At 63.5% G+C, this 17,783-nt stretch carries 17 protein-coding genes; 7 read left to right on the forward strand and 10 right to left on the reverse strand.

Translation table 11 applies throughout. The features are described from left to right. Positions 1 to 145: 145 nt before the first annotated feature. Together P6U27_RS17640 and P6U27_RS17645 are read right to left on the reverse strand one after the other, a co-directional pair. Entirely contained in the window at positions 146 to 1,573 is a 1,428-nt protein-coding gene (locus P6U27_RS17640; RefSeq protein WP_129143471.1) for a caspase family protein, read from the reverse strand. 200 nt (positions 1,574 to 1,773) lie between these two features. Continuing rightward, complete coding sequence (locus P6U27_RS17645; protein ID WP_122403181.1) at positions 1,774 to 2,649, reverse strand: DMT family transporter; 876 nt, start codon at positions 2,647 to 2,649, stop codon at positions 1,774 to 1,776. A gap of 152 nt (positions 2,650 to 2,801) precedes the next feature. On the opposite strand from P6U27_RS17645, the gene P6U27_RS17650 reads away from it, so the two are divergent. After that, a complete protein-coding gene (locus tag P6U27_RS17650; RefSeq protein WP_122403182.1) occupies positions 2,802 to 3,200 on the forward strand; it encodes a RidA family protein in 399 nt (132 codons plus the stop codon). 49 nt (positions 3,201 to 3,249) lie between these two features. On the opposite strand, the gene P6U27_RS17655 is transcribed toward P6U27_RS17650, so the two are convergent. The 3 genes from P6U27_RS17655 to P6U27_RS17665 all read right to left on the reverse strand — a co-directional run bounded on the left by P6U27_RS17655 (position 3,250) and on the right by P6U27_RS17665 (position 4,875). Further along, a complete protein-coding gene (locus tag P6U27_RS17655) occupies positions 3,250 to 3,795 on the reverse strand; it encodes a hypothetical protein (RefSeq protein WP_162500270.1) in 546 nt (181 codons plus the stop codon). After that, positions 3,740 to 4,090, reverse strand: coding sequence for a hypothetical protein (locus P6U27_RS17660; protein WP_122406662.1), 351 nt, complete (start codon positions 4,088 to 4,090; stop codon positions 3,740 to 3,742). Before P6U27_RS17660 ends, P6U27_RS17655 begins: the two co-directional genes overlap by 56 nt. Positions 4,091 to 4,287: 197 nt before the next feature. Further along, positions 4,288 to 4,875 carry a formyltransferase family protein gene (locus P6U27_RS17665; protein ID WP_122403184.1) on the reverse strand — a complete coding sequence of 196 codons (588 nt, stop codon included), beginning with the start codon at positions 4,873 to 4,875 and terminating at the stop codon, positions 4,288 to 4,290. 321 nt (positions 4,876 to 5,196) lie between these two features. Between P6U27_RS17665 and P6U27_RS17670 the strand changes: the two genes are divergently transcribed. Beyond that, positions 5,197 to 5,415 (forward strand): hypothetical protein, encoded by a 219-nt coding sequence (locus P6U27_RS17670; RefSeq protein WP_122406663.1) that lies wholly within the window; start codon positions 5,197 to 5,199, stop codon positions 5,413 to 5,415. A gap of 162 nt (positions 5,416 to 5,577) precedes the next feature. On the opposite strand, the gene P6U27_RS17675 is transcribed toward P6U27_RS17670, so the two are convergent. Together P6U27_RS17675 and P6U27_RS17680 are read right to left on the reverse strand one after the other, a co-directional pair. Next, positions 5,578 to 5,880: a hypothetical protein gene (locus tag P6U27_RS17675; protein WP_122403185.1), complete on the reverse strand. Its 303-nt coding sequence runs from the start codon at positions 5,878 to 5,880 to the stop codon at positions 5,578 to 5,580. 203 nt (positions 5,881 to 6,083) lie between these two features. After that, complete coding sequence (locus tag P6U27_RS17680) at positions 6,084 to 6,311, reverse strand: hypothetical protein (protein ID WP_122403186.1); 228 nt, start codon at positions 6,309 to 6,311, stop codon at positions 6,084 to 6,086. Between the two features lie 505 nt (positions 6,312 to 6,816). Here P6U27_RS17680 and P6U27_RS17685 point away from each other — a divergent pair. Next, positions 6,817 to 7,896 (forward strand): AI-2E family transporter, encoded by a 1,080-nt coding sequence (locus P6U27_RS17685; RefSeq protein WP_376707313.1) that lies wholly within the window; start codon positions 6,817 to 6,819, stop codon positions 7,894 to 7,896. A gap of 146 nt (positions 7,897 to 8,042) precedes the next feature. Continuing rightward, on the forward strand, positions 8,043 to 8,435 hold the full coding sequence (locus P6U27_RS17690) for an NUDIX hydrolase (RefSeq protein ID WP_122403189.1): 393 nt from the start codon (positions 8,043 to 8,045) through the stop codon (positions 8,433 to 8,435). A gap of 1 nt (position 8,436) precedes the next feature. Here the strand turns inward: P6U27_RS17690 and P6U27_RS17695 are convergent, their stop codons facing one another. Beyond that, a complete protein-coding gene (locus tag P6U27_RS17695) occupies positions 8,437 to 8,682 on the reverse strand; it encodes a hypothetical protein (RefSeq protein ID WP_312016216.1) in 246 nt (81 codons plus the stop codon). A 179-nt stretch (positions 8,683 to 8,861) separates the two neighbouring features. Further along, positions 8,862 to 9,101: a hypothetical protein gene (locus tag P6U27_RS17700; protein ID WP_122403191.1), complete on the reverse strand. Its 240-nt coding sequence runs from the start codon at positions 9,099 to 9,101 to the stop codon at positions 8,862 to 8,864. A 622-nt stretch (positions 9,102 to 9,723) separates the two neighbouring features. On the opposite strand from P6U27_RS17700, the gene P6U27_RS17705 reads away from it, so the two are divergent. From P6U27_RS17705 to P6U27_RS17715, 3 genes are all read left to right on the forward strand, one after another. After that, entirely contained in the window at positions 9,724 to 12,831 is a 3,108-nt protein-coding gene (locus tag P6U27_RS17705; protein WP_162500597.1) for a DEAD/DEAH box helicase, read from the forward strand. A 1,389-nt stretch (positions 12,832 to 14,220) separates the two neighbouring features. Then, on the forward strand, positions 14,221 to 14,889 hold the full coding sequence (locus P6U27_RS17710) for a hypothetical protein (protein ID WP_162500271.1): 669 nt from the start codon (positions 14,221 to 14,223) through the stop codon (positions 14,887 to 14,889). 70 nt (positions 14,890 to 14,959) lie between these two features. Continuing rightward, entirely contained in the window at positions 14,960 to 15,244 is a 285-nt protein-coding gene (locus P6U27_RS17715; protein WP_162500035.1) for a hypothetical protein, read from the forward strand. 828 nt (positions 15,245 to 16,072) lie between these two features. On the opposite strand, the gene P6U27_RS17720 is transcribed toward P6U27_RS17715, so the two are convergent. Beyond that, positions 16,073 to 16,231: a hypothetical protein gene (locus P6U27_RS17720; protein WP_164936882.1), complete on the reverse strand. Its 159-nt coding sequence runs from the start codon at positions 16,229 to 16,231 to the stop codon at positions 16,073 to 16,075. Positions 16,232 to 17,783 lie beyond the last annotated feature (1,552 nt).

Genomic DNA, 17,783 nt, shown 5'->3' on the forward strand with positions numbered 1-17,783 from the left:
CGCAATCCAGAATCTTTCCACGGTTGACAGCCTGGATTGCTTCGTCGCAAGGGCTCCTCGCAATGACGGAGCATGCTGCGACGCCGTCGTGCCAACGAAAAGCCCGGCGCGAGTCGGGCTTTTGTGTTGTCAATTTGGCTTCGTTTCAGCGGCGGAACATGCCGCCCATCATGCCGCCGACGACACCGCCGACGAAGGCGGCACCGGCAGCATCGCCGGGGCTGCTGCGTTGAGGGGCCGGCGCCGGCGCGCTGCTGGGAGGCGGAGCGCTGGCGCGCCGGGCCGCCTTCTGGCCGTTGTCGCTCGCAACGGGCGGAGCGGCCACGACCTCCGAGAGCAGGGCCTTGTGCTGGTGCTTGTTGAGGTAGCCGGACGATGGATAGCCGCGCGCTGCCTGCCAGCGCTTGATGACCGCACGGGTCTCGTCGCTGAACACGCCGGTCTGCTTGGTGTCGAAGCCGAGGCCGGTGAGGCGGCGCTGCACGTCGCGGCGCTGGGCCTTGTCGAGGCCGATCTGGTCCTCGGTGAGCTGGGTGGCCTCGTCGGTGAAGGTCGCAGGATCGACGCCGGCGTTGAGCGTACGGGTCGCGGTCGAGGGTCCGCTCTTGATCGCCGCGAGCCGTGCCAGCGCCAGCGCCTTGAACTGACCGTTCGGATAGGCGGAGAGATAGGCGTTGAGCTCCTCCGGCTTGTTGGACTCCTTCACCGAGCGCCAATATTCGAGCTCGACACCGTCCGAGCTCCCGGCCGCCGCCGGCACGACCGCGGAAGCGGTCGGGGCCGCGTTGGCGACCTGGGTCGTCGGGGCTTGGTTGAGATAGACCGAGCCGGTCAGGTTGGTGTGGCCCCAGGGCAGCTGGCTCTTGCGGGTCTCTTCATTGACCTGGGCGCGCACCGCCGTCATCGCCTGCTGGATCTCGACGCCGGGCTTGGTGATGTTGTCGATCAGTGCACGGGTGAACGGGCTGTTGTTGCCCTCCTGGCCGTCGAGCGCGGTCTGGCCCGGGCCGGTCGCGAACGCGATCAGCGTGCCTTCGCCGGACTTCATCTCGGCCAAACCGCTCTGGACGTTGACGCTGCGGGTCGCCGAGTTCGACTTGATCTTGGCGGCGAATGGATTGTCGCGGCAGGCATCGAGGAAGACGAGCTTGACCTTGGCATCGCCCATGGTCTGCTCGAGCGTCAGGTCGATGTTGATGGCGGCCCCCAGCTTGACGTCCATCTCCGATTTGATGTCGGCATCGACAGGCAGGAGATAGTTGGTGCCGCTGACGGCGATGCCGTGCCCGGCATAATAGAACAGCGCGATGTCGGAGCCCTGCGCCTTGCGGCCGAAATCGAGCAGCTTCTCCGTCATCTGGTCGCGGCTGAGGTTGGAGCCTTCGATCACCTCGAAGCCGACATTGCGCAGCGTCGCCGCCATCGCCTTGGCATCGATTGGCGGGTTCGGCAATTGCGCGACGTTCTTGTACGAGCCGTTGCCGACCACGAAGGCGACGCGGCGGTCAGCCTTGGCGGCACTGACCGACAGGGCCATGCACATCAGCGAAGCGAGGAGGGTGAGATAGCGCATTCTGAAATCCCCAGAATCGAATTGCAGGCAGCAACAAATCGGCAACGAAGCTACACGAAGTGCCCGACTTCGCGCCACCAAAACGGCAGTCCGTTGCACCAACCCGCTGCTGTGTGGCCGAATGTGCACGATGGAGGGACACTCCAACGTGACCCAAATCACACGGCCACTTCGTTTTGTCGCGCGAGGTGGCGCGAGGTTCACTGCGCGCGAGCGGGAACCGGCGAAGCGGGCTTTAAATTCAGGAGATTGCCGAAAAGGATCAGCGCCGCACCGAGTACGGTCCAGGCGTCGAGCCGCTCGGAATACAGCAACCAGCCGGCGGTTGCGGTCAGTGGGACCCGCAGGAAGTCCATGGGAACCACGATCGTCGCGTCGGCGTAGCGCATCGCGCTGGCGAGGCAGTAGTGCGAGAATGTGCCGCAGATGGCGATCACGCCGACCCAGGCCCAGACATAGACCGATGGCCACGTCCAGACGAACAGCGTCGGAACGAAGCCTGCGACCGATTGCACCACCAGCATCCAGGACAGGATCGAGAGCGCGCTTTCGGTGCGGGTCAGCGATTTGACCAGGGCCATCGAGACGCCAAATCCCATGGCGGCCCCGAGCGCGATGAGCTGGCCCGGATTGATCTCGCCAGTAGCCGGCCGCACGATCATGATCACCCCGACGAGGCCGAGCACGATGGCGGTGATCTTCCATGGCGTCATTCGCTCGGACAGGAAGCTTGCCGCGAGGAGGGCCGTCCAGATCGGCATGGTGAACTCGATCGCCACCACCTGGCCGATCGGGATCAGCGTCAGCGCGAAGAACCAGCCGAGCTGGGCGACGTAGTGCACCAAATTGCGCCCGACATGCTGTGGCAGGCGCGATGTCTTGAGCACCTTCAAGCCGCCGACGCGGTAGATGATCGGCGAGAGCAACAGGAAGCCGACCAGCGACCTCACTTCCATGATCTGAAAGACATTCAGCTCGCGCGTGGTCTCGCGCCCAGCCACCGCCATGATCAGCATCAGCGACAGCCAGCCCGCCATCCACAGTGCAGCCATCGTTTTGGACGGTGTCGTGCTCATTGCTGGCGGATGCGGAAGGGTGAAATTCCGAAGGGACGGCTGGTATCGGCGACGTCGCTGCCGTTTGCAACGGCCAAATCTGCGGATGCAGCAATGCAGGTCGGCGTGTTAATGCATCAGCGAACAACGAGAAAAATCGGGAGATCTCGCTCATGCATATCTTGCAGCCGGCCGAATGGAAGAAACCCCGTGGCTTTTCCCATGGCGTCGTGGTTGAGGGGCCGGGCCGGTGGGTGGTTCTGGCCGGCCAAACCGGTGGCGACGAGGCCGGCAACTACGCGCCCGACATGGCCGCGCAGGTCGCGACTGCGCTGAAGCGGATCATCAAGCTCTTGGGCGAGGCCGGCGCGGGCCCCGAGCACATCGTCCGTCTGACCTGGTACCTGACCAGCCGCAGCGAATATGAAGCGGCCGCTGCTGGCATTGGCGCAGCATGGAAGGAAACGCTCGGACGCAATTTCCCGCCCTCGACGCTGCTTTGTATTGGCGGTCTCGTGGATGAGCGGGCCAAGGTCGAGATCGAGGTCACGGCGTTCGTGCCGAATGCATAAAAAAAACCCGGCGAGGTCGCCGGGTCGATGGTCTTGAACGTGATCTGGCTCAGCGCGTCATCGCGATGTTGGCGCCGCGGAATTGGCTGTCGGCGCGCATCGTGACGGTCTGCTTGTTGCCGCTCGTTCTCAGCGCGATGTTGGCGTTGAAGCCGGCGGCCGAGGCGACCACCTCGAAGTTTCCGCCACCACCGCGGCCCTCGAGCGAGCCGGAGATGTTGCGGCTGGCTTCGGCCCAGCTGCCGGTGACGGCGCTGCCTTCGGCACGGACATTGGCGGAGAGGTGAAACTTGTATGCGTCGCTGGCACAGGTCAGCGACATCTCCATGGTCGGGCCGATCGGGGCGTACTTGGCCCGGCAGCGGATTCGCTCGGTCGAGCCGTCGTCGAGGACGACAGTACCGCCGCCGCTCCAGGTGCCTGCCATCGGCGCAAACGGGCCTGACTGAGCTTTGCTTTCGGTGTGGGCGATGCCCGCTGCAAACAAAACGGCGGCCGCGATCAGCAGCCGCCGGCTTCCAGCGCGAGACTCAGTTGGCTTATTGGCGCGATGCTTCCCACCGCCCGCTGCACGGTATGCCTGCAGATGCTCCATTCCACTTCCCCGATCCGGCGTTGCCGTTGAGTTGACCGTTGGCATATGCACCATTGATCGAAACTTTCACAAGTCCCCCGCTGCCGATGGTGCCGGAAACGTTAGCGCCGGGTGCGGTGATCTTGCCATCGGCAACCGTCAGCATGGAGCTAGCGGTCGGTTCGCACGAACCGCTCTTGGTCACGATGGTGACCTGCCAGTTGCCATCATAGGGGTTCTGGGCAAAGGCGGGGGCAGCGAGGGTGCCGGCGAAAACTGAGGCGGCACAAAACACCGCAATGCGACCAAAACGCATGAATTCGTCCTCGAATGTGTCCGATATGCTGACGCTTATTCGGGCGAAATGTGACCGAAATTTGTTGCAATGCCAAAGGCAAAATTGTTCCTGTGGGAACAATGGTTTATTTGCGCTCTTGGTGCCAATTTCCGAAGTGGAATCAAGGTCGCTTCACGTTAAGAGTAAACGTAAGGGCGACTCAGGAAAGGCTTCGGTCAGGAAAGGCTTGGCGCGGAGGTCGCGAACTGCTCGTCCTGAACTTTGGCGGGCAGCGCCTTGTGCACCTTGATGTAGTCGATCACATCGGCGAGCAGCTTGAGCCCGAGGGGCGCCAGCGCACGCTCCCAAAGCTCCCGTGCGGTCTCGCCTTTCTTGACGAAGCACCAGTCCTGGGCGGCGATCGCGCCTGCGTCCATGCGGTCGGCGAGATGGTAGATGGTCCCGCCGGCGATCGGGTCGCCTTCCTTGATGGTCCATTCCACCGCGGCCTTGCCGCGATGGCGTGGCAGCAGTGAGGGGTGATAGCCGATCCCGCCGAACTTGGCGGAGGCGAGCGCGTCCTTGCCGATTCGGGCGTGGCTGTGCGCCGTGATGATCAGATCGGTATCCGGGGCAATCTCGGACGCCACCACCAGTTTCGGATTGGCCTGGACCACGACCTCGATGCCGGCAGCCCTGGCAGTCGCGGCGAGGCGATCTTCGGCATCGGCCACGACGACCCGGACGACCGCGACGCTGTGCTCCCGCAACATGTTGAGGGTGGTCACGCCGAAATGGCGGGAGCCGACGAGGGTAATGCGCATATGTGTCCGATCCGTCTCGCAACTGCGTCATCCTCCCGATAACACGTTCGTATGCCCTGTCACCACCCGCGCGGCATTTGCGTGGGTTATCAACAATGCGCTGGGCGCTGGCTGCGACGAACTCTGGGATTGCGCAGTCGATCGCTCAGCTGATCGCCGGCGGCCTTTGCGCCCATGCATCGCGAAATCATCGGGCGGTAACACGATCTCAACCAGCTTCGTGTATCGACGAATCTGTCGCGGATTTGTATTGCGTACCGCGACACGAAGACGTCCGCCGGCGTGGGCGCGCCGCCGCGCCTTTTCGCCGGGATGGATCTCATGCCGAGTGCAATCGAGCAGATCGTGGACGCCTATGTGCGTCTGAAGAACCGCCGTGGACTCGATGAGCTGATGATGCACAGGCAGCGGCTCGCGGTCGATCTGAAGAGCCGGTCCGGCTATGATTTCAGCCTGCCGATCGGCAAGATCGACGAGGAGATCGCGATCATCGAGGCAGGGCTCAGCCGGCTCAACGCGGAGAATTCCACGGCAATCTAGAGGTCTGCGTCGTTGCGGGGGATCTGAGGCCGATGCATGGTCTTGGTCCGCGCCCGGTTCATGCATGGTTGGGGGCGGCAGTGTCTCAATCGTCGGGTCGTTCCGTGGGACACCATCCTGAGGCTTTGTCCCTGCGATTTGGAGGAGTCGAGCGTCTATCGCTCAGTCGCGCCGGCCGCCGTCAATCACCGTGAACAGCGGTCGCGCCGGAGTCGGCTCGACCAGCAGCTCCTCCACCAGTGCGGTTGCCGCATCGACATATTTGCGGGTCGGCCTGTCGAGAGGGCGCTTGGCCTCGTCGTCGAGCGCGACCTTTGCGGCCTCGACCAGCTTGCGCATGCGTGCCGCATGGTCGTCGCCCGCCGTCAGCGTCGCTCGCGCCAGCGAGCGCAGCACGAACAGCTCGCCCTCGAGGCGGAGCAGACGGTCGTTGAGCCTGGTCAGGACGGCGTTGAGATCGGCCATGGGTTCGACGCGGAGGATCCATCCTGATCTAAAGCGCAATGAGATTTGGATGAATCGTCATCGCGCTTTAGCTTGTTGTTTACGCATGATCTTTCCGGAAAACCGCTTCGCACTTTTCCGGATCATGCTTTAGCGGCGATCGGTGAACGGAGTCCAAACGGCGCCGGTGCAATTCGGCCGATCCTGCGAACGCCGTGGACGGCTTACCACTCGACGCCCGCCCAGCGCCTCCCGAACACAGGCGGCCTCGTCTTCACGGCTTGCCAGCCGAAGAAATGATGCTTGCCGGACCAGGCGTGCACCACGCCGCTACAGATGCCGCATTTGAAGCTGCCGGTGTGGGCCTCGCTGTGCTCCTCTCTGGTCGCGGTGTAGTTCATGCCGCAACCCGCACAGGTGAACTGTTCGATCGTCCAGATGCTGTTGGCCATTGCCCAGAATGTGTTTCGGTGGTCTCGATCCACAGTAGTCAGCAGCGTTTGCAGCAGCGTAAACTGGCGCGGGGAAATCCGGTTAATGGGCATTAGCCAAGCCCGGGTTGGAGGGGAGGCCATCCGCCGCCCATCCATATCAGCCGCCTCGAGCGCTTCGAATGTCCCGGTCGATGAGCATCTGCACCCGTCTGATGGCGAGCAGCGACAGCCTGCCTTGCACTCGCCCCGAGCGGACCTTGTCCCTGATCGCATAGGTATAGCGCCAAAAGCCGGGCGCGGCGTTTGGCCTCAGAGAGTAACGGATGCCGCGGTGCGTCCCTGCGCGTGCAAGAGGCTCTTCGGGAGGGCGCGTCATCGTCTCGGAATGCGGAATGGCCCGATCTGTTCCCAATCGGGAGCATGGGCAGTTCCAGTCGCCTTGACGCAGGATGCGTTGCTGGCATAACGGCAGGGCCTCGCAAGCGCCGGAAGTTGCGTTCATGCCGCAAGGAAAGCTGTGCCCGTGAAAAACCTCCGTCAGCTCCTGACGGGAGAGGACGTCATCCAGCTCGTGATCCGGCTCGGCCTGCTCGCCCTGCTGATCATCTGGACCTTCCTGATCATCCGCCCGTTCGTACCGATCCTGGCCTGGAGCGGCGTGCTGGCGGTCGCGTTCTATCCGGCGTTCAGCTGGGTTGCCAAGATCCTCGGCGGCCGGCCCAAGACCGCAGCGGCGATCCTGACCCTGATTACGCTCGGCATCGTCATTGGTCCGGCGACCTGGCTCGGCATCAGCGCGGTGGACGGCGTGCGCGAGCTGGCGCACCAGCTCGGCACCGGCGACCTCGTGCTCCAGTCGGCGCCGGAGCAGCTCAAGGCGTGGCCGCTCGTCGGCCCCTGGCTCTACGATCTCTGGGACCAAGCTTACAACAACGTTCGGGCGGTCGTGCGCGAGGTGGCGCCGTATCTCCAGCCGCTGGCAGGCCCGCTGCTCTCGCTCGCGGGCGATGCCGGCGTGGGCACGCTTCAGTTTCTCGTCTCCGTGTTCGTGGCCGGCTTCCTGTTTCCGCATGGGCCGCGGCTGGTCGCCGCCGGCCGCAGCTTCCTGTTTCGCATCGTGCCGGAGCAGAGCGAGCATTTCCTATCGCTTGCGGGCGCGACCATCCGCGCCGTGGCGCAGGGCGTGATCGGCGTCGCGATCGTGCAGGCGCTGCTCGCCGGCATTGGCTTCAAGCTCGCCTCTGTGCCGAGCGCGGGCCTTCTCGCCTTCATCGTGCTGTTGCTCTCGATCGTACAGATCGGTGCTTTCCTCGTGCTGCTGCCGGTGATCATCTGGATCTGGACCGCCAAGGACGTCACCACGGCGCTGCTCCTCACCGTGTTTCTCGTCATCGTCGGCTTCATCGACACCATGTTGAAGCCGCTGGTCATGGGACGCGGCCTGACCACCCCGACCATCGTGATTTTCGTTGGCGTGATCGGCGGCACGCTCGCCCACGGCATCGTCGGCCTGTTCATCGGCCCGATCGTCCTGTCGGTGGCCTGGGAAATGATGATGGCCTGGATCAGGACCGAGGACCGGGCGGAGGCGGGCAAGGGCTGATCTCGCCCCCGAACGGCGCGGTCTGCCGGCCGTGCCACGCCAGGCCCCCGATGGCTGGCGTCCTGTGATCAAGGTGTGCCGCGAACTTGTCTGTTCCACTAGACAAGTTACGATTGGCTCGATTCTAGTTTTCGATGACGGCAGCAATGGCGAAGTCTTCCAAGCTGGTTGCCGTCAGGCGCGGCAAGGTATTGTTGGTCAGACGCCGGTCGGACGGCCGGTGGATGTTCCCGGGCGGCCGCAAGCGTGCGCGCGAGTCGGAGAAAGACTGCTTGCGGCGGGAGATCAAGGAGGAATTGCCCAAACTGAAGCTCGGCAGGATCAGCCTTTGGAAGGAAGTCAAGGCGAGGAACAAGCGCTCCGGCCGCAAGATGAGCGACGCGATCTTCCTCACCAAGTCTGCGAAGGGCAGGCTGGCGATCGGAGACAAGAAGGAGATCGATCGCGCCGCCTGGCAGAAGCCCCGCGGCATCCGCCTGACGCCGACCTCGCGCTACATCCGCGATCGCCTGTTCCCGAGGAAGCGACGGCGGAGCTGAGCTAATCCTCGCGTTCCGCCGATCGCGTCCGCCCAGCGAATGACCTCGACCGCGTCGCGAGCGGCTCCAGAGCCGCGAGCCTGACAGCCTCGGCCTCCCGCATCTCCTTGCGGACCTTGCGCGCATCGCGCATCGCCCGCTGGATGAAGGGATGTTGGGAGTCCTCGGCGAAGAACAGCACCACTTCGCAACTCGGACATTGCCTGGAATAGCCGTCCTGCAACCGCCCGGCGCGATCGCGAAACACGTTCTTGCACCGCGTGCACTGAATCTGGACCGAACTCATGCGCGGACAACAATGACTTTGAAAATGGATCGTCAACTGATCCGAAATATCTGAAGAAAGCTTGAATGCATTTGCGGCCGGACGCCGGCAGAACGCGCGCGGCCAACGGCAGAAGACCGGTTGGAACAGTCAGCCAGCCGCTATTGCCTGGCCACCATCGCGTCCAGGCAATGGTTGAGGAAGGCGGTGCGATCCCTGGGCAGTATCTTCTCGAGGTCCGCCTTCAGCGCGCATTCACGCTGGCGCAACTGCTCGGCCCGGCGCTTCTCGGCTGCCTCGCGATATTCGGGAGCAACCTTGTTGGGATCGACCAGCGTTTGTGCATGGGCGGGAGCCGTCGCAAGCAGCGCGATGGCGCCGATGAAAATGAATGGTTTCAAATGAGCCTCCGTCAAACGAGGTATCCTAGCGTGCCGCTTGCGCAAGCCCAAACCGGAAAGCGTGAGGTACCCCGTTCCCGATAGGTCGCGCCGGTGGACTTTCTGCCGGACCGCTTGGAACGACTCTGCGCGTCGCGCGTAGATTCTTGGCTCCCGGCCCATCCCCAACCCCAAAAGCCCCCGGGCCGCGAGAAAACCTTCCCCATAAAGGTTGGCGACCTCAGGCCTTCGCACTGAGGTCGTTTGGCGTACGCGTGTGAACCAGTTCACAAGCGCGCGGCGAAACCTCTGCTATGGAGACGTCATTGCTTAACCGCTTCATTTTAAACGAACGCCCCAGCGTGGCTCCAAGCGCTGGGGCTTTTTCGTGCCGGCTACTGCCGGGATCGCGATGGCGTCCCCGGACGTTGCCTGCGAGGGATGCGTTCGCGGGGCAAATCCCATATGCATGGCGGCGAGCTGCCGATTCGAGATGAAGGCGGCTCGCATTCAGTTTGCGACGGTTCAAGACCAGAAGCGGGTTCAAGTGAGGCTTTCCAAAAAGGCAGGGGTGGCCAAGAAGGCGCCAAAGAAGGGCAAAGGATCGCAGCGCGCCACGATCTCATCTTCGTCGCCCCTCGGCATGATGGCCCTTCATCTGCTTGCACAATGGAAGCAGTCTGGACGCAGTGGCATCGTCTTTCTCGCCGAGAGCGAGAACAGGGCGGAGCGGCTGGGCAGCGTGATTCACGCGCTCGACCCGTCCTGCGAGGTGCTGGTGTTTCCGCGATTGAACACGCTGCCGTTCGATCAGCTGGAGCCGTCGCACGAGCTCGCGGGGCGCAGAGCTTCCGTGCTGAGGCGCCTCGCAAGATCCAAGAAACCCCTGTTTCTGGTGTCGACCGCGGAAGCGGTGATGGAGCGCCTGCCGCCGCCGGCGAGCCTGTCGCGCCTGAGCCTGAGCTTGAAGGTGGGCGGCACGTTCTCCGAGCGGGACCTCGAGACTCGCCTCGCGGCTCTGGGATACGATCTCGACGACGAACCGGATTATCCAGGCGGAGCGCTGTTCCACGGTCAGACCTTCGAGATATTTCCCGCGGGCGCACTGGGGCCGTTCCGGATCGAGCATTCGCAGCATGCGATCAGACGGATCGTGGCGTTCGACCCGCATGAGCACAGGATCATCTTCGAGACCAGGGAGCTGCTCGTCGATCCCATGTCGGAGCGGCTCGGCCTTGCCGGCAAAGGCGGCAAGCGCGCGAGCCTGTTCGATTATTGCGCGGGTGCCAAATGGATCGCCGATGCAAGCGTCCCCTCGCACGCCGACGGATGGCTCGACACGATCGAGGAGGCCGCGCCGCGCAGCGAGCGCCAGCGCGAATATCTCGGGCGGAGCGATTGGAAACGGCTCTCCAAGGGCATGAAGATGCTGCCGCGGACGGCGTCGTTCCAGCCCGTTCCGGAATTTTCGAAGCTGACGTCCTCCAGGAAGGCGCTGCGGGCCTTCGTCGAGGAGACACGCCGGGCCGGAGCGCGACTGATCCTCATCGCCGCGCACGAGGACGATCTGCGCGTGATGGAGCGGATGAGCGGCATCAAGACGCCGCGCTGCGAGGACTGGGACGAGGCGACGCGCGGGCGGAACGGCGAGACGGCGCTGCTGGCCGATCTCGATGCAGGCTTCGTCTTGCCAGGAAAGAAGCCTGTGGTCGTGGTGACGGCGTCCGACGTGCTCGGCAGCCGCGCCCATCATCCGCAACCGATGGCGCGCGCCTGGAGCGCGGCCTTCGACCATGCCGACGTGCCCGAGCAGGGTACGGTGGTCGTCCATCTCCAGCGCGGCCTTGCCGTGCTCGACGGCTTGCAGACCGTCAACACCGGCGGCGGCGCCATGCGCGAGATGATCCGCCTGAAGTTCGCGGGCGAAAACGCGGTTCTGGTGCCGCCGCCCGATCTCGCCTTGATGTGGCCTTACGCGACCGAGCTCGGCAAGCTGGCGCTCGACAAGGCGGACGGCAGCACATGGTGGGCGCGTCGTACCGAAGCCGAGCGCGAGATCCAGATCGCCGGCAAGGTGCTCGCCAAGCACATCAGCCAACGCCGCCGGCGGCGCGGCGAAAAGCTGGTGCCGCCGGGATCGACCTACGAGAAGTTCGTCGCGCGCTTCCCTTACTTCACGACGATCGACCAGGCCAAGGCGATCAACGACGTGCTGGACGATCTTGCATCCGGTCATCCGATGGACCGGGTGATCTGCGGCGACGTCGGTTTTGGCAAGACCGAGGTCGCGCTGCGGGCCGCGGCCGCGGTGGTGCTGTCGGGCAAGCAGGTGGCGATCGCGGTGCCGACGACGGTGTTGGCACGGCAGCATGTCGCGACGTTCCAGAAGCGCTTCGCGCCGTTCAGCATCGAGGTGGGCAACCTGTCGCGTGCGACCTCGGGCGCGGAGCTGCGGGAGACCAAGGAGGGACTGCGCCGCGGCCGGATCAAGGTCGTGATCGGCACCCAGGCGCTTACGGGGAAGGACGTGAAGTTCGACGATCTCGGTCTCGTCATCATCGACGAGGAGCAGCATTTTGGCGCGGCGGAGAAAGCAAAGCTCGCCGGCCTCGCCAAGAACGTCCATGTGCTGATGATGAGCGCGACGCCGATCCCGCGGACGCTGGCCGCCGGCCTTGCCGGCTTCCGCGATCTCAGCGTGATCGCTTCGCCGCCAGTGCACCGGCTTCCGGTCGCAACCCGGATCGCGCCGCTGTCGGATGCGGCCATTGCCTCCGCGCTGCTGCGCGAGCAACGCCGCCACGGCCAGAGCTTTTTGATCTGTCCGCGCATCCAGGATCTCGATCCCATGCTGGCGCGGGTGCGAGCGGTGGCGCCTGACCTGCGCATCGTCTGTCTGCACGGCAAACTGCCCGCCGACGAGATCGACGATCGCATGATGAGCTTCGTCGAAGGCGATGCCGACGTCCTGCTCGCGACCAACATCGTCGAGAGCGGCCTCGACATTCCCCGCGCCAACACCATCGTGGTGTGCTGGCCGGAAAAGTTCGGCCTTGCCCAGCTGCACCAGCTGCGCGGACGCGTCGGCCGCGGCGGCATCCGCGCCTTCGCCCATCTCTTGACCGAGACGGAGTCCGGACAGTCCGAGAAGCGGCTCGCCGTGCTCGAGGAGTTCAGCCGGCCGGGCGCCGGCTTTGCCATCAGCGAGCGCGACCTCGATCTCAGGGGCGCAGGCGACCTGTTCTCGGAGCAGCAATCGGGCCATGTCCAGGTGTTCGGGCCCGTGCTCTACAGCCACCTCCTGAAAATGGCTTCGGAGAAGGCCGATGAGGAGCGCGCCGCGGTGTGGGTGCCCGACCTGAACCTGCCGGTCGGGGACATGCTCCCCGAGAGCTACGTGCAGTCCGAGCCCGTGCGGCTCGAGCTCTATGCGCGCGCCGCACGATGCAGCAGCGAGGATGATCTCGACGATCTCGAGGAGGAAACCTCCCGCCGCTTCGGACCTTTGCCGAAGATCGCGCGCGACTTCTTCGCTGCGGCGAAGCTCAGGATCGAGTGCAAGCGACGCGGCATCATCCGGCTCGATGTCGGGCCTGAGGCCGCGGCTGCAACGTTCCTGCCGGGGCGCTTGCGGAAGTCGCGGGGCAAGTCACTGCAACGCGACGGCGATCGCGTCGTTCATCACAGCCCGATGCGCGATGCGCCATTCGAGCGGGTGGAGGAGTTGTTCGAGCTGCTGGATGAGGGGTGAGGGCGCCCGCGCCTTGGCGTCCTCCTTCGACAGCAGCCTGACGTCATCGCCAGCGCGGATCGCGCATCCGAGGTCGCTCACCGGCCGGGCCTTTTCAATTGCCAATTCGTGGCGGGAACCCTGTTCCACCGTTATAGTTAATGGGGGCTTGGCGCAGGAGATTGTCCGATGTCCCATGCCATTCCTCCGGTCATTGTCGCGATTATCGCAAGCTCATGTTTGTTGGTCCTGGCGCAAGCAGGCGGCGCAAATGCCGGGTCCGCAGGGGCGGGCATGGGAACGGGGCCGAATACCGCTGGCGGGTCGGCACCTTCTGGAATGGGGACGAGTGCAGGCAATGCGGCTCCCTCAGCGCCCCCGGGGATGGGGACGAAAGATACCGGCACCGGCGGAAATCCGGGCACCAACAGCGAACCGGCCAATCCGAACGTTCAGCCCGCCACGCCCGCGAGGTCGCGGGCGGCAGCCCAGGCCGCGAGAAATGCCGGGGCTGGTCACGCCCAAAATGGCCTGCCCATCGGCGCCATTGGGAGCGGCACGAGCAATGAGGATCAACTGGCCACTGGCTCAACGTCCTCCCAAGACAGATTCCGGCCGGCGACACAGGCTCAAGGAAACACCGGTGCTGGTTCACACGGTCTGTCGGGGAGAGGCTCGAGTCTTTCGGATCAGATCAGTCACCGGCGAGCCGCACGAGCTGGAGACAAGGTGCTGGATGCCAAAGCGCAGGTCGAGCGACGAACGAATGTGTCGCCCAGACGCGGTTCGAGCCCGATAAAGCCAGGTCTATAGTCTGCGAGCGAAGGGCAAAGGATCGGCAATGGATCGTCGCGCTCAACCACAGCCCGATGCGGGAGGCGTGGTTGGAGCGTGTGGAGGAGTTGTTCGAGCTGCTGGATGAGGGGTAGGACGCATCAAAAATGCGAGAACAACCCCATGCACAGTAGCTAAGTGCTTCTGCCATAATGTCTTCTGCATCGCGCAAAAGGTGGTCGCGATCGCTGCACCGGGCCGACACAGCTGTCGGTCTGTGATCAGGATGGGCCCAACGGCGCATGCCGCATTCTCTGGCCCCGGAGTTCCAGCACACAGCAATTGCACCGTCGGGCAAAACAGGGGTATTCTGCCAGCTTCGGAAAATCCGTTTCGAGGCGTGCGCAGGCCGGGGCGACTGCACCCATCAGGGTAGCTTCCCGGCTGTCTTCGTCCCTGCATCGCATCGACCCCGTAATCGGCCGGGGTCGCTGAGCCGTCGGCCAGCAGCGTCGCTAACGTGAAATTAATCCGAAATGCTCACAATTTTAGGCAGTTGGAGTTGGGTGCTGCGTACAAGGACTCGTCGCGAGGACGTTCCAGGGGCGGCTTCCTGTTGCTCGCTCACTGGGGTCAATGCACGTGACCACGACCTTCGAAACGCAAAGCTTCGCCGAAGAACTCGACGCGGTAGCACTTGCTGCCGCCGCAGCAGCGCACGAGCCCCCGGCCCTGGAGGCTCCAGCACCGATCAAGCGCTACAGGCGGAAATCGGTCTTGGCACTCTCGGTATGTGCCCTGGCCATCAACGGCGCCGCGGCCATCTATACGTTGCCGCCCGATTTGCCGCCGCTGAATGTCAGCAGCCTGGCTGAGCTGCTTCCACGCCGCGAAGCGCCCGCGCCGAAGCCGGATCCGGTTGTCGCCGCCTTGAAGGAGATCCAGTCGGCCCAGCAGCAACACACGGCATCGCTGCAGGAGAACAATCAGGCCTTGCAGCAAAATGCAGCTCTGATGCAGCAGGATTCGATGGTGCTGCTGTCCCTGCGACAGAGCATCACGGACGAGCGGGTCGATGTGAAGAAGATATCTTCGCAGCTGTCCACGCTGATCGCGAAGGTCGACTCGCTGCAAAACGCAATGATGTCGGACGTCACGTCCTCCATTCGACGAGCGAATGCCCGCTATGGATTGTCCGCGGCAATGCGGAAGCGCTTGGCTCGGGAGTCCAAGCCCGTAGGGCCCATTTCGGTCGGCGGAGCCCCGCTGAGTGTGCCGGCTGCGACGTCAGCTCCGGAGAGCTGAGGCGCGGGCTCGGCTGCCTCTCCACCAGTGAGGCAGGCTAATCGCATTTGAACCTTCATCGGAAGTCGTGATGCCCGGGCTCGTCGCGCCTGCGCGGCCGAAGCCGTTTCGGCGAGGCGAAGGCCTGGCCATCCACGTTCTTGTGCTGCATGGCAAGGCGCGGATGACCGGGACAAGCCCGGCCATGACGATGTGGAGACTATCCTGCCCAAGCGGCGGCTGTCTCGCTCCGGCAAGCATTTTGAGGCGCGAGCAGGGCGCGGCAGAGTGTGCTCTTGAACCGCATCTCCCCAAGATCGACTCGTTGTCTCCGATCCAGAACACAAAATTGCTGCCGTCTGAATCGCATGCGTGAATGCGAAAGCGACATCTTCGTCAGCGACGAACCGCTTCATAGCGCCTCGCGATAACTATCGATCCGTTTCATCTCGGATTGCTGATCGACGTTCTGGCGGGCTTAGAAGAATACTGACCCACCTACTGAACGCCAGTGTCCGCGCGGTGGCGTTGCAAGCTTGCAAGTACAAATGCGTCCGCAAGGCGCGCTCCACGGGGACTGTCCGGGAGGACCACGCTGCTCCACGACGCCTACCCCAGCGGAATGCTGTCGACGCGCAGACAGGGGCGGCACTGGAAGGCGTGTACCGCGGGCAGATCGAGGATGGCGGGAAGCGTGGCCAGGAACGTCATCGGCCGTCTGCACTTGCAGCAGATCAGAACGGGCGGCCCGTCTTGCGCTGTACCGATCATCGCCAAAGTGCCCAGGGGGTAGGGCACACTACGCGGATGCTGCGGGCAGTTCATCTCGGGGGGACTACGGTGCTCTATCGGAATCTGCCGCTCTTTTGCGACGAAGGGGGTTGAGGATTGGCAGGAAAACCGATCGGATCGCGGCCGCGCTGCAATGTCACCCTAATCAAGAGCGTCAATTGTTGGGCCTTAACCTCCAGCCGTAGTCCTGATGTGAAATCGCGGCGGTGATGTCGGCCTCTTTGTCCGCTGAGAGGCGCCAGGCTGCCACTCCGAAGCACAAGGTCAAGACCAGGGCTGTCGCAAGCAGAAGCATCGAGACGAAATGGCTCACGCGCATCACCCGCAGTTTGAAACTACGAGAGAGCGAACACGAGTTGCCGATTCGGAAAATACAGACGCGCTGACCTAAAGGCCTGATTTCCACATCCGTTCACACAGGACCAAAGGCGCTCACGATCCCGATCGTGATCGGGACCAGCGCGACGATTGTCCATAAGGCTGGCGAGCTGGAGGATAAGCCGGCGAAAAAGATCAGGAGACCGAAGCCGACGAGGGCCGCCGAGATGGCATAGGCGAGTGCTTTTTCCATCATTCGATCCACGAGGAATACGGGATGGATTGCGCCTGTAGGACTCACCGCGGGTCGAAACGTTCCTGTGCTTATATTTGAGCCGCATCTGCGGCTCCGAAAGCTGGAGACACGAAATCAGCTGGCGTCCGCGCTCACCTGGCCCGCTGGATTAGCGGCGGCACGCTTTTAGGCCGACGGGGCAGTCCCGGTCTTCCGCTCAAGCATCGCCATTTCAACATGGTCAGCCAGGACCGTGAGGTGGCACGCAAGCCGGTCGAACACTTCGCGCTTGGCGGGATCTGTTGCCAAATCGCGGATCAGGGCGCATTCAGCGGCATCGTTCCGAAGTTCTCAAGCTGGGCCAGATAATCCTTCATCGGTAACTGGCTCCGTCCCCCGCAAGCGGAACTGTACAACCAATGTCCGAAAGCGAACAGAAGCGATTGCCGATTTTTCCTAGTCTTTCGAGGCTTTGGCCTTTCCCAAAGGCCCAAGCACCTCCAGCGGCCCCGGCCTCCACACCCCAAATGCCCCCACGGTCGGGGCCGTCATTGGCGATAGCCCGACCCATCGATCGTATCCCGTAAAGCTGGCCCTCTAAGCGTTCGCGACATTGGGGTCGGTGAGCCGTTTTGCAGCGCAGGCCGCTGCGACCCCTGGACAGCACTTCCAAGCAGGAACTGTACCCTCGCCAGCGCGTTTTCTCGCTTGCATGGTTTTCCCGGTCGGTCGGGCCTTGGGGGGCGTCAATGGGCACTTGTGATCGCACCGCTGTCCTAAAGCAGCGTGGGGACGAGCTGGCTTTCGGTCGTTCCGAGCTTGAAGATTTGCGCTCCCGCGTGATCGCGGCCGAGCAAATGCAAGAGCGGCAAAGGCTCGACGGCAAACCGGCCGCAGCAATTCGCAGGAGTGCGAAGTCCAAATCGTCATCGGCAAATCCCGATCGGCCAAAGAAGCGCTTGGCGCGGCCGCCGAACGTCGGACAATGACGTCCGGTCAAGAGTAGGCAATTTCGTCGGCGTTCGAGCGTGGCCGAAAGACTCAACTGGGAAGTGTGCCGGCTGCGAGCGCGGCTCCGGAGAGCTGAAGGCGAGACAAGCGAAGCACTCAGAAGATATCCGCGCTAAGCTAGGCCCGCGCGAACGGTCTCCTTCGCCTCGCTCGACGCGAGCCGCCACCGAGGATGCGCATCCGGCCGCCGTCTATTGCCGTTCTTCGTACTTGTTGCAGCGACCATCGCCCAGTTGCACCCGATTGAGTTCCTGAAATGGCGGATCGCAACGCAGGAGCGTGTACGTCCTGTAGGAAGGCGGGGGGACGCGCCAGCAAAGAGTCTGGCCCGCGGGCACCTGGTACGTTTCCCCGCTCGCTATCGTATAGCTGCACGAAGGACTGGGGTCCTTCATCTTCACCTCTGCATTGGCCTGGGTGAGCGAAGCCGCCGCGAGGAGTGCCACCGACAATACACGCATGGTTTCCCTTTCTCCGCACATGTGACCTGCAATGGTGAGTTGGGATGCAGGCGTCGGTACGACAAGACAGCCACCGATGACAAATTTCCAAGAAGCAC

The organism is Bradyrhizobium sp. STM 3566 (assembly GCF_045571445.1).
GTDB classification, from domain to species: domain Bacteria; phylum Pseudomonadota; class Alphaproteobacteria; order Rhizobiales; family Xanthobacteraceae; genus Bradyrhizobium; species Bradyrhizobium vignae.

Excerpts from the sequence above, each read along its gene's own strand:
- P6U27_RS17640 (WP_129143471.1), bottom strand. The coding sequence starts at position 1,573 with ATGCGCTATCTCACCCTCCTCGCTTCGCTGATGTGCATGGCCCTGTCG.
- P6U27_RS17670 (WP_122406663.1), top strand. The coding sequence starts at position 5,197 with ATGCCGAGTGCAATCGAGCAGATCGTGGACGCCTATGTGCGTCTGAAG.
- P6U27_RS17715 (WP_162500035.1), top strand. The coding sequence starts at position 14,960 with ATGCCCGGGCTCGTCGCGCCTGCGCGGCCGAAGCCGTTTCGGCGAGGC.
- P6U27_RS17665 (WP_122403184.1), bottom strand. The coding sequence starts at position 4,875 with ATGCGCATTACCCTCGTCGGCTCCCGCCATTTCGGCGTGACCACCCTC.
- P6U27_RS17680 (WP_122403186.1), bottom strand. The coding sequence starts at position 6,311 with ATGGCCAACAGCATCTGGACGATCGAACAGTTCACCTGTGCGGGTTGC.
- P6U27_RS17710 (WP_162500271.1), top strand. The coding sequence starts at position 14,221 with ATGCACGTGACCACGACCTTCGAAACGCAAAGCTTCGCCGAAGAACTC.
- P6U27_RS17690 (WP_122403189.1), top strand. The coding sequence starts at position 8,043 with ATGGCGAAGTCTTCCAAGCTGGTTGCCGTCAGGCGCGGCAAGGTATTG.
- P6U27_RS17655 (WP_162500270.1), bottom strand. The coding sequence starts at position 3,795 with ATGGAGCATCTGCAGGCATACCGTGCAGCGGGCGGTGGGAAGCATCGC.
- P6U27_RS17645 (WP_122403181.1), bottom strand. The coding sequence starts at position 2,649 with ATGAGCACGACACCGTCCAAAACGATGGCTGCACTGTGGATGGCGGGC.
- P6U27_RS17675 (WP_122403185.1), bottom strand. The coding sequence starts at position 5,880 with ATGGCCGATCTCAACGCCGTCCTGACCAGGCTCAACGACCGTCTGCTC.
- P6U27_RS17720 (WP_164936882.1), bottom strand. The coding sequence starts at position 16,231 with ATGGAAAAAGCACTCGCCTATGCCATCTCGGCGGCCCTCGTCGGCTTC.
- P6U27_RS17660 (WP_122406662.1), bottom strand. The coding sequence starts at position 4,090 with ATGCGTTTTGGTCGCATTGCGGTGTTTTGTGCCGCCTCAGTTTTCGCC.
- P6U27_RS17650 (WP_122403182.1), top strand. The coding sequence starts at position 2,802 with ATGCATATCTTGCAGCCGGCCGAATGGAAGAAACCCCGTGGCTTTTCC.
- P6U27_RS17705 (WP_162500597.1), top strand. The coding sequence starts at position 9,724 with ATGATGGCCCTTCATCTGCTTGCACAATGGAAGCAGTCTGGACGCAGT.